Source organism: Baaleninema sp. (assembly GCF_049974805.1).
Taxonomy (GTDB): Bacteria; Cyanobacteriota; Cyanobacteriia; order Cyanobacteriales; family Geitlerinemataceae; genus Baaleninema.
Genome location: NZ_JBNGCO010000020.1, coordinates 4643 through 15858 on the forward strand (window position 1 = coordinate 4643; position 11216 = coordinate 15858).

Annotated in this window: 6 protein-coding genes and 1 pseudogene; 4 read left to right on the plus strand and 3 right to left on the minus strand. The window is 53.9% G+C overall.

Annotation, left to right across the window (positions count from 1 at the left end):
- The first annotated feature begins 426 nt into the window (after positions 1-426).
- Both ACP5D4_RS06015 and ACP5D4_RS06020 read left to right on the plus strand, forming a co-directional pair.
- Complete coding sequence (locus ACP5D4_RS06015; protein ID WP_428010727.1) at positions 427-1104, plus strand: RNA-guided endonuclease InsQ/TnpB family protein; 678 nt, start codon at positions 427-429, stop codon at positions 1102-1104.
- A gap of 139 nt (positions 1105-1243) precedes the next feature.
- Positions 1244-1990 carry an RNA-guided endonuclease InsQ/TnpB family protein gene (locus ACP5D4_RS06020; RefSeq protein WP_428010728.1) on the plus strand — a complete coding sequence of 249 codons (747 nt, stop codon included), beginning with the start codon at positions 1244-1246 and terminating at the stop codon, positions 1988-1990.
- A 37-nt stretch (positions 1991-2027) separates the two neighbouring features.
- Here the strand turns inward: ACP5D4_RS06020 and ACP5D4_RS06025 are convergent, their stop codons facing one another.
- The 3 genes from ACP5D4_RS06025 to clpB all read right to left on the minus strand — a co-directional run bounded on the left by ACP5D4_RS06025 (position 2028) and on the right by clpB (position 6705).
- A complete protein-coding gene (locus ACP5D4_RS06025) occupies positions 2028-2876 on the minus strand; it encodes a hypothetical protein (protein WP_428010729.1) in 849 nt (282 codons plus the stop codon).
- Between the two features lie 129 nt (positions 2877-3005).
- On the minus strand, positions 3006-3605 hold the full coding sequence (locus ACP5D4_RS06030) for a DUF1517 domain-containing protein (protein WP_428010730.1): 600 nt from the start codon (positions 3603-3605) through the stop codon (positions 3006-3008).
- Between the two features lie 181 nt (positions 3606-3786).
- On the minus strand, positions 3787-6705 hold the full coding sequence (gene clpB / locus ACP5D4_RS06035) for an ATP-dependent chaperone ClpB (RefSeq protein ID WP_428010731.1): 2919 nt from the start codon (positions 6703-6705) through the stop codon (positions 3787-3789).
- Positions 6706-7083: 378 nt separating this feature from the next.
- On the opposite strand from clpB, the gene ileS reads away from it, so the two are divergent.
- A complete protein-coding gene (gene ileS / locus ACP5D4_RS06040; protein ID WP_428010732.1) occupies positions 7084-10503 on the plus strand; it encodes an isoleucine--tRNA ligase in 3420 nt (1139 codons plus the stop codon).
- A gap of 105 nt (positions 10504-10608) precedes the next feature.
- Positions 10609-11216 (plus strand): annotated as a pseudogene (locus tag ACP5D4_RS06045) (hypothetical protein); the annotation flags it as partial.

The window sequence follows — 11216 nt, forward strand, 5'->3', positions numbered from 1 at the left end:
CGGAAACCGAACGACAACGCGCCGATCGACTGGCCGAATTGCTGCGTCAGTCGGGAATCGATCCCGATCGCATCCCATAAAAACTCGCAGAAAAACTCGCAGAAAAACTCGCAGAAAAACTCGCAGAAAAAAGAGGCGTTGTTGATAACGCCTCTGGGTTGGAATTGGGTTGATATTTTTCAGCTTAACCGCTAGGAGCCCCGCACTGTACCCGAAGGGTCAGTGTCGGGAGGAATAGCGGGGGCATTGATGGGGTTCAATGCCCCATCAATGCCTAGACTTCTGATGTATTGACGCAAAACGTCGGTTTGATTGCGCTCCGTGAGTTCGCAATATCGGTCTAAATGCTGCTTTTCAACGTCCGAGATTCTAAGGCTTATCTGTTTCATGAGTAGCAATCACATTTGTATATGCTACAATTATGGCATGAGAATCGCCTACCAGTACAAGTTATTGCCGACCTACGAGCAACGATGCCGCATGGATAAGTGGCTCGATCTGTTGCGTTGCCAATACAACTACCTGTTGGCAGATCGTTTTGACTGGTGGGAGATGAATCGGTGTCCTGTTAATGCCTGCCCTTTGGTGTGCCGTCTCGCTGAACCCAGAGAACAGCCCGAATACTATGGACAAAAACGCTCCCTGGTCTCACTTAAACAGGAGCGGGAATGGTACTGCGATCTTCATGCTGATGTTTTGCAGGACATGGTGAAGCGGGTCGACCTGGCCTTTAAGCGATTTATCAAAGGCGACAAGAACGGCAAACGTAGCGGTAAGCCTAGATTTAAGGGAAAGAATCGCTATCGTACCTTTGCGTATCAGCGAGTCAAACCCGACTGCATCCAGGGCAATCAAGTCACACTACCCAAGCTGGGTGAAGTCAAGTTGATTCAACATCGCCGAGTGCCAGATGGGTTCACGATTAAGCGGGCTTTGGTCACAAAAAAGGCAGACGGCTGGTATGTTACGTTAACCCTTGAAGACAAGAGCGTCCCTGACTTGCCAGCGATCGAGATACAGCCCACCGAAACCAATAGCATTGGTGTCGATGCAGGGTTGGAATACTTCATCGAAAATTTTGGGTTTGAAACCCCGCCCTTCTAGGGCGGCTTTACAGTACAATGGACGTGAATGGTTAAACTGGCTAACGAAACCCAAGTTAGTAAGTTTGCCTAAAACTCCAATTGAATGGGAATTTTGGCGGTGGGACACACCGTTACAGCCTGTGAAGCGAGTGTAAGACTTGAAGGATCTCGATCCGGAGAGCCACTGCGAAAAACTCGAGAGAGAAGGAAGCAGGAACCCAAATCGCGAGGTTTGGGAATCACCGCCCTTCCAGGGCGGTGAGGATGTCAACGCCTGCTCAGATGGCACCAGGAAGCAGCCGCCAAAGTTTTATCGGCAAGCCGAAGATAAGTTGGCTAAGCTCCAGGCTAAACGAGATGCGAGGGCTAAAGGTTCAAAACCACGTCGCAAGCTCAATGAGCGTATTGCCAAGCTGCATCAACGCATTGCGAGGCAGCGTAAGCAGTGGCATTTTGAAACGGCTGGCGAGTTGGTGGCCAAAGCTGACGTAATCTTTGTGGAGGATTTGAAAGTTTCCAATCTGGCCCGACGCAATAAGCCAAAACAGGGTGAGGATGGAGCTTTCCTCCCCAACGGTCAATCGGCTAAGTCGGGACTGAATAAAAGTTTTGCTGATGCCGGGATAGCTGGGTTCCTGAACGAAATCCTTCCGTACAAAGCTGCAAAAGCTGGGCGGTTGGTTGTGAAGGTAAATCCCGCTGGCACGTCCCAACATTGTGCAATTTGCCTGAACCGAGTTCCCAAGGAGTTGTCTGACCGCTGGCATGAATGCCCGCATTGCGGTGCGTCTATGCCACGGGACGTGAATTCTGGGGTACTCATCAAAAAAGTGGGGTTGGGCGTTCGCCTCACTATAAAACGCGAATCCCGTAACGGGAGGAGAAGCCCGCGCCGTACCGCTTAGCGGTCGGCGTCGGGAGTACGTCACTAAAAACCGCCAATTAACGGCGACGGCGACCGAAACCACTCCGCGATCGCGTTCTCGATCGACCGCTACCGAATCCCGTCGTCCGCTTGCGGGTGGTCGATCGATTCGACCCTCCCCGGAGTTTACTCGAACCGAATCCCGAACCGGTCGATCGATTCAACTGGCGCGTCCGGCGTCGGTTCGCGTTGCGATTCGACGAATTCGACGAATTCCGCAGACTTCCCGTCGTCCGTAACGTCTGACGGTTCTTCACCGCCGCCGGAGGTTCGTTATGAGTTTGTTGGTAACGGTTCACCGCTTGGCTGTAAGTGTTTCCATAACCGCCGTATCCCGTCATCACGCCGCCGGGTTGGTACATCGGCGGAACGTAATAAGTCGGCGAAAACAACATATTCGCCACCGCCTGACCCGCCAAAGCCCCCGCAAACGGCGTCCAGAAACTGGACTCGCGACGCATCACCACCGTTTCCGTCTGTCCCGTTTGGGGATTCGTTTGAGTTTCCGTGACGTTGTGGACGTAACCGATGCGGAAATCCTGCGCCAAATGCAGAATCCCTTGGCCGTTGTCGAGTTGCAAATACGATCGCTGACCGGCTTCGACTTCCTCTTCCGTCAGGGGCATCATTTGTAAATCCGTCGTCGTGTAAATCGGCGACTGACCCCGTGGCGTATTCAACAACATCAACGTATATTCGCCGTTGGCGTCGTTATATTCAGCCTGTTGAACGGGATACTGGCCGTTTTCAAAAGAAGCGGCCATCGCAACTGAGGCGAACGGGTTTGAGTTCGGCGGAACCACTTCGCCCCACATCGTCCAAACCAGAGTCACACACAACAATCCAGCAAACAGTTTTTTAAGCATTTTTTTCAAGTGATTCAATCCGTAATGGGTAACGGGCTGATGAGATAATCTGATGAGGAGATAACCGGATAATGGGATGATGTGAAATTCTCTCCCCATCTCGTCATCTCATCATCTCCCGATTTTGCCTTAAAGGGGAATCAATTCGGGGAAGTTTTCTAAGACCTGTTCCGACGTCAGTTCGTCGCCGAATCGAGCCGGGGAAAAGTGAACTTGAATTGCGTGAAGTTTGTTTTGATAATGTAAGTTAATTAACGCCTTGAGGCCGTATCGCAACGCTTCGGCTTCGGCGAGATCGGTTTCGAGATCGGGAATTTCCCCTTCTCCAGCCACCGTCAACATCACCACGACGTTATCCGTGGTAGGTAGAACCAGCGTTTCGTCTTCATCTCCTTCCTCTAAAGCCGGTTGTGAAAGGTAGCGTTGTGCCGAATCTGTAAACAGTTCGTTGACGTAATCGGCGGCTTCTCCTTCGTCCCAGATGACATCGCCTTCGTTGGCAGCGGCTTGCCAGTAGGGTTCGAGTTGTAAAAGATGCTGGCAGATTTCGACGAGTCCTTCTCCGAGAACTTCTAAATCCCCTTCAGATTCGATCGCAGATTGTCCGACGCGGTTGAGAACCCCCAGCAGGGGATTCGTTTCCGAGCCAGTCAGATGCACCATAATTCGACAGACGACGAAGCGGGTTTTTCCCGTCAGTCGGTTCCAGCGATCGCTCAAACTACTCATTGATTCTCTTTTTCCTCCCTTTCTTAGGTCGAGCCGAAAACCATCCTTTTATGGTATCTCGACAGCAGTTGAGGACATAAGATGAAGGACATAAGGTGAGGGGATCTCGCTTCGAGTCAAAGTCCGTGAGACGCGCGAGATCCCCGAACTCTCGAAAATTCTGGGGATCTTGCATTTCGGGTTATTCCCAAGGGAAATCGCCAGATTTGGCATCGATTTTAGAATCGATCGCATCAGAATTAATCGTTCTCGCGCGATCGAACTCGTAAGGTTGAACCACCGTCGCCGTTACCGAAACCGCTTCTGAATCCTCTTCCGCTTCGGGTTCGGACTCCGCTTCAACTTCCGGTTCCGGTTCCGATTCCGATTCGGACTGAGAATCCGGCATCGATGTCGAGTCCGCTTTGGGTTCCGGTTCCGGGTTCGGTTCCGGTTCCGGGTTCGGTTCCGGTGGCGACGCCGAGATCCCCGGATTTTTCTGACCAAATACCAAACTTCCCTCTTCCTCGGGACAATCGACGTAAATCGTATCTCCCGCGCCGAATTCCAACTCTAGCAACTTCGTCGCGATGGGATTTTCTAACTCCCGTTGAATCGCTCGTTTCAGCGGACGCGCCCCGTACACCGGATCGTAGCCCACATCGGCGATGTAATCCTTCGCCGACTCCGACAGGACAATTTGAATTTTCTGTTCCGCCAACAGCGACTCGATACGGGCGATTTGAATGCCCACAATTTCCCGCAACTGCGATTTACCCAGAGGATGGAAGATAATCAAATCGTCCACGCGGTTGAGGAATTCCGGGCGAAACTGCGATCGCAACGTCTCGTACACTCTCGATCGCATCTCCTCGTAATCGGCCTCTTTCCCCGCCACGTCCAGAATGTACTGAGACCCGATATTACTCGTCATCACAATCACGGTGTTGCAGAAATTCACCGTCCGGCCTTGAGAGTCCGTAATGCGTCCGTCGTCAAGGACTTGCAACAAAATGTTAAAAACATCCGGATGTGCTTTCTCCACCTCGTCGAACAGCAACACCGAATAGGGCATCCGCCGCACCGCTTCCGTGAGTTGTCCGCCCTCGTCGTAACCCACGTATCCCGGAGGCGCACCCACCAGACGAGACACCGAGTGTTTCTCCATGTACTCCGACATATCGATGCGAACCAGCGCGTCTCGATCGTCGAAGAGAGAGGCGGCCAACGCCCGCGCCAACTCCGTTTTACCCACCCCCGTCGGTCCCATAAACAGGAACGATCCGATGGGACGCAGGGGGTCTTTCATCCCCGCGCGGGCGCGACGAATCGCCGCCGCCACCGCTTCCACGGCTTCCGACTGTCCGACGACGCGGCGGTGTAGCTGTTCTTCCAGTTTCAGCAGTTTCTGACGTTCCGTTTCTAAGAGACTGTTGACGGGAATTCCCGTCCATTTGGCGACGATTTCCGCGATGTCCGCTTCCGTCACCTGTTCTCGCAGTAACGTCGCGCCTTCGGACTGCAACTTCAACAGTCCGGCTTCTTTCTCTTCCAAGGCCCGCTGCAACTGTTCCAAGCGACCGTATTTCAACTGCGCCGCCGTATTCAAATCGTAATTGCGCTCGGCTTGTTCGATTTTCAGCCGCAGTTGTTCTTCCTCTTCCTTGAGGGCGTTAATTTCATCGAGAAGCTGCTTTTCATGTTGCCATTGCGAACTGAGGCGCTCTTGTTTTTGCTTGAGTTCCACCATTTCTTCTTCGATGCGATCGAGCCGATCTTGCGCCGAAGAATACGCCCCTCGGGTACCCCGTTGTTCCTCCCCTTCCAAGGAGAGTTTTTCCATTTCCAACTGCATCAAACGGCGATCGACATCTTCCAATTCCGTCGGTTTCGACGTAATCTCCATCTTCAACTTGGCCGCCGCTTCGTCGATGAGATCGATCGCCTTATCCGGTAAAAAGCGATCGGTCACATAGCGGTTCGAGAGCGTCGCCGCCGCCACCAACGCCGAATCCGTCATCGTAACGCCGTGGTGAACCTCGTAGCGTTCCTTCAACCCCCGCAAAATCGAAATCGTCGCTTCCACGTTCGGCTGTCCCACATAAACCTGTTGAAACCGCCGTTCCAAAGCTTTATCCTTCTCGATATGCTTGCGGTATTCCTCCAGCGTCGTCGCGCCGATACAGCGGAGTTCCCCCCGTCCCAACATCGGTTTGAGGAGGTTTCCCGCGTCCATCGTCCCTTGAGAACCGCCGCCACCCGCGCCGATGACCGTATGTAACTCGTCGATAAACAACACGATTTGACCGTCAGAGTGGGTGACTTCCCGAATCACCGATCGCAACCGTTCCTCGAACTCGCCGCGAAACTTCGCCCCGGCGATCAAACTTCCCATATCCAGGGAAATCAACTGACGGTTTTTCAGCGATTCCGGAACGTCCCCGTTGACGATACGCTGGGCTAACGCCTCAGCGATGGCCGTTTTCCCAACTCCCGGTTCGCCGATTAACACCGGATTGTTTTTGCGGCGACGAGAGAGAACCTGAATCACCTGGCGGATTTCCTCATCTCGTCCGATGACGGGATCGAGTTTTCCGGCGCGGGCTTGTTCCGTGAGGTCGCGCCCGTATTTTTCTAAGACGTTATATTGATTTTCTGGCGTGGCGTCTTTCACCTTGGCGCTTCCGCGCATGGATTTAATGGCGGCGGCGATTTTCGACTGATCCGATTCGAGAGCTTGTAGCGTTTTACTCCCAATGCGATCGTCCTCCGCGAAACCCAATAACAGGTGTTCGATCGAAATATGAGAATCGTCGAAATTCTGCCGCGCCAGTTCCGCCTTATCCAGCATCGTATCGAGATGTCGTCCCAGATACAGCTGATCGACCATTCCCATGCGGGGGTGTCGCTTGGCGAAAGCGTCCAACTTTTGCGCTAACTGCGCCGGATCGACCCCTGCCTTTTGTAAAATATTATGGGAGAGTTCCGCCGACTCCAACAGCGCGAGAACGACGTGTTCGACCTCTAAATTTTGATTTCGATAACGTTTCGCCACGTCCTGAGACGAAACGATCGCGTCCCATGCTTTATCGGTAAACTTCGACGGATCGGTTGGTTGCATTGCTGGCAGTATTTCGGAATTAAGCAGTCTTAAGCAGTCGCTAAGGAATTCGAGAAACGGTTGGGGTAACGTCGCAGTAGAGAGGCGGAGTTCTCCCCCTGCCAACTCGAACGGATGTCTAACGACCTCCCCCCTAACGCTTCGATCTTCCCTCTTCCTTCTAGTTTAAAAGAGGGTCGAAGTTGGAGATCGAAGCCAGGGGATCTCGATCGAAAGCGATCGATAGTACATTAGTATGAAAGTCTTCCCACAGAACCAACGATCCCCAGAACTGACACAGTTCGATGGCTCGTTTGTCAAGTGCTGTTTGAGAATCTTAACACGATCGACTTCCTTGGGAAGTTTCGATGTCGTTCCATAGTCCCCTGGTAGCAAACCGTGACAGAAGAGAAGCGTTACAAGGATACCGTCAATCTCCCCCAGACCGGATTTAACATGCGGGCGAACGCCGTCGTGCGCGAACCCGAACTACAGAAGTTTTGGGAAGAGCAACAGATCTACCAAACCCTGTCGCAGAACAACCCGGGAGATCCCTTCGTCCTCCACGACGGCCCTCCCTACGCCAACGGCGCCCTTCACATCGGTCACGCCCTCAACAAAACCCTCAAAGATATTATTAACCGCTACCAGCTCCTTCGGGGTCGTAAAGCTCGCTACATCCCCGGCTGGGACTGTCACGGCTTGCCCATCGAACTGAAAGTCTTACAAAAACTCAAATCCTCAGAGCGTCGGGAACTGACGCCGTTATCGTTACGGGCAAAAGCCAAAGCCTTCGCCCTCAAAACCGTAGACGAACAGCGCGACAGCTTCAAACGCTACGGCATCTGGGGCGATTGGGAAAATCCTTATCTCACCTTAACCCCCGAATACGAAGCCGCTCAAATTGCCGTATTCGGCGAAATGGCGCTCAAAGGCTACATTTACCGGGGATATAAACCCGTTCACTGGAGTCCGAGTTCCCAAACCGCCCTCGCTGAAGCCGAACTAGAATATCCCGAAGGGCATATTTCCCCGAGTCTCTACGCTGCCTTTCAACTGACCGAACTCAGCAACCGCCTCAAAGAGCGTCTGAGCGACTATATGCCAGATTTGTGGGTAGCCATCTGGACGACGACGCCGTGGACGATTCCGGGGAACCTGGCGGTGAGCGTCAACGCTGAGTTGAACTACGCCGTGGTCGAAACCGAGTTGGACTTTGAAGAAGCGGCCGGAAAATTCCTCATCGTGGCCGCCGATGCGGTCGATCGCCTCTCGGCCACCTTCGGCAGCCAACTGACGGTTCTCGAAACCCTCAAAGGAGAAGACTTAGAAGGCTGCACCTACAAACATCCCCTGTTCGATCGAACCAGTCCCGTAGTCATTGGCGGCGATTACGTCACCACCGAATCGGGGACGGGATTAGTTCACACCGCCCCCGGTCACGGCTTAGAAGACTATCAAGTGGGCTTGCGCTATAACCTGCCGATTCTCTCCCCCGTAGACGAAAACGGCAACTTCACCGAAGAAGCCGGCCCCTTCGCCGGACTCAACGTCCTCAAAGACGCCAACGAGAAAATCGCCGAAGCTCTCAAAGAAAAACATTCCCTGCTCAAACAAGAGCCTTACGAACACAAATATCCCTACGACTGGCGCACCAAAAAACCCACCATTTTCCGGGCCACGCAACAGTGGTTTGCCTCCGTCGAAGGCTTCCGCGACGCAGCCTTGAAAGCCATCAGCAACGTCACCTGGATTCCCGAACGGGGCGAAACCCGCATTACCTCGATGGTTAGCGAGCGATCGGATTGGTGCATCTCCCGCCAGCGGAGTTGGGGCGTTCCCATCCCCGTCTTCTACGACGCCGAAACCGACGAACCCCTCATGAACGAGGAAACGATTAACCACGTGCAAGAGATTGTCGCCGAGAAGGGTTCCGATGCCTGGTGGGAACTGCCCGTAGAAGAATTACTGCCCGAATCCTACCGCAACAACGGCCGCACCTACATCAAAGGCACCGACACGATGGACGTTTGGTTCGATTCCGGTTCCTCCTGGGCGGCGGTGGCCAAACGGGAAGGATTGAGCTGTCCCGTAGATATGTACCTCGAAGGCTCCGACCAACACCGAGGCTGGTTCCAATCGAGTCTGTTAACCCGCGTCGCCACCGAGGGACAAGCCCCCTACAAAACCGTTTTGACCCACGGCTTCGTCCTCGACGAACAGGGACGGAAAATGAGTAAGTCTCTGGGGAACGTGGTCGATCCCGAAGTGGTGATTAACGGCGGCAACAACAAAAAACAAGAGCCGCCTTACGGGGCGGACGTGCTGCGGTTGTGGGTGTCGTCGGTGGACTACGCCAACGATGTCCCCCTCGGGAAGAACATCCTCAAGCAAATGGCGGATGTTTACCGGAAAATCCGCAACACGGCGCGATTTTTGCTGGGGAACCTCCACGATTTCAATCCGGAAACTGATGCGGTGGCATACGACGAGTTACCGGAGTTGGATAAATACATCCTTCACCGCACTTGCGAGGTGATGGACGAGGTAACGGCCGCCTTCGACAGCTATCAGTTTTTCCGGTTCTTCCAAACCGTGCAGAACTTCTGCGTGGTGGACTTATCGAACTTCTACCTCGACATCGCTAAAGATCGGCTGTATATCAGTGATGCCAAGGCGTTCCGCCGTCGTAGCTGTCAGACGGTGTTGGCGGTGTTGGTGGAGACTTTGGCGAAATCGATCGCCCCGGTTCTCTGTCACATGGCCGAAGATATCTGGCAGAACCTCCCCTACGAAACGCCCTATAAGTCAGTATTTGAAGCGGGTTGGCCGAAACTGGAAGACCAATGGCGTCAACCGGAACTGTCTCAACGCTGGCAAACCCTGCGCTTCTACCGTACCGAAGTGAATAAAGTGATGGAAGAGGCGCGAAAGAACAAAAAACTCGGCGCGTCGTTAGAAGCGAAAGTGTTGCTGTACGTTCCCGATGAAGCCGAACGCGCTAAACTCAGCGAGATGAACCCCGAACTGGCGGTTCCGCCCCGTACCGTGGAACCGGAACCCGAAGCCCCCGTCAGCGAAGCGACAGAGTCCGAAGTGGAAGAGTCCACGGAAGCCTCTGAAGAGGAGACATCTTCAACAACGGCGGGCAAACTGGCGCTTCCCGATTGGGAAAACCTGGAAGTGCGCGATGTGGTGAACTTTATCGTAGAGGCGCCGGGATACGCCGTCGAGTTCTGGAATACCTACTATCGCGTGTTCCGCAACTTAGCGATTCTGGCAGGATTGGGCGCCGCCCTGTATGTTTCCTCGAGTTTCCTGGCAGCAGTGAACCGTCTGTTGCTGTTACCGGAACTGTTTACGGGAATTGGCTTTAGTTATTCGATGTGGTTTGGTTATCGGAACCTGCTGTTTGCTGACGATCGCCAGCGGTTATCGGGACAAATTACAGACTGGAAAGACAAAATCTTCGGCACGGAAGCTACGGTATCCGTCTCCGCCGCCGACGTACCGGAGGTGCAAGAGTTACCTCCGACTTCCGCACCGGCTTTACCCACTGTCAGCGACGTAAACCCCGGTAACGGAGTAGACGAACTGCGGTATTTGTTCATCAGCTCTCAAGTGGAGTTGTTGGACGCTCCCGAGGCGCTCGAAGGCTTGGAGTACGCCAGCCGTCAGGAAAACCTGGGCATCGGCATCGTCAACGCCGAGGGTCAGAAGTGCCAGCGGTGCTGGAACTACTCGAGTCACGTGGGGGAAGCCCCCGAACATCCGACGCTCTGCGAACGCTGCGTGGAAGCCTTAGACGGCAATTTTTAAGGTGAGGAGATAATTGATAATTGACAATTTCTCATTCTCTCTTTATCTCCCGGTTGGGGGCGGTGCGTGACGCGGGAATTTACATTATCCTGACTTCGGCGTCCTTTGAAAGCCCGCGTCACGGCACCCTACGCTCTTATCTCCCCCTTTCCCCTTCTCCCCCTCTCCCTCTCTGCCCTTCCCGATTTATCATGGCGATCGAACAAAAAACTGTTTGAGGAGCGAACGAGTTCCATGCAATGCGATCGTTGGTCGTCTGTGATTTTGTCGCTGTTGGTGTTGGCAGCACCGGCTACAGCGGCGTCGGTGTCTTCCGAATCCCGCCAACTGGCTCAAGTCGAACTCGATCCCCTGTGCCGTCAGGTGTATCGAGATGTGGAAAACGGCTTGTCGATTCACGTCGAACCGAGTCCGTTTTCGCGGGCGATCGCCAATGTCGCCCCCAACGAACGGCTGCGACTGGCGGACAATTACCGCGCCGTTCAAGGACCCGAAGGACGAAACTGGATTCCGGTGACGTTTCCCGCCGATGGTTACGTCGAGAACGGCATACCTGGCGGACGCGGTAATTTGATTCTCTGTCAGCCGTTCGTATGGGGCGGTATCGAACAGCCGCAACCGCCGCGTCCCCAACCCCGTCCTCCGGTATCGGGAACCACCTGCCGCCGCGTTTTGGTCGAAGAAGGTCTCGTGGTTCGCAGCGCCCCCAGTAC

Bases quoted from the DNA above. Each gene is read 5' to 3' on its own strand.
- ACP5D4_RS06015 (WP_428010727.1), top strand. From the start codon at position 427: ATGAGAATCGCCTACCAGTACAAGTTATTGCCGACCTACGAGCAACGA.
- ACP5D4_RS06030 (WP_428010730.1), bottom strand. From the start codon at position 3,605: ATGAGTAGTTTGAGCGATCGCTGGAACCGACTGACGGGAAAAACCCGC.
- ACP5D4_RS06025 (WP_428010729.1), bottom strand. From the start codon at position 2,876: ATGCTTAAAAAACTGTTTGCTGGATTGTTGTGTGTGACTCTGGTTTGG.
- clpB (WP_428010731.1), bottom strand. From the start codon at position 6,705: ATGCAACCAACCGATCCGTCGAAGTTTACCGATAAAGCATGGGACGCG.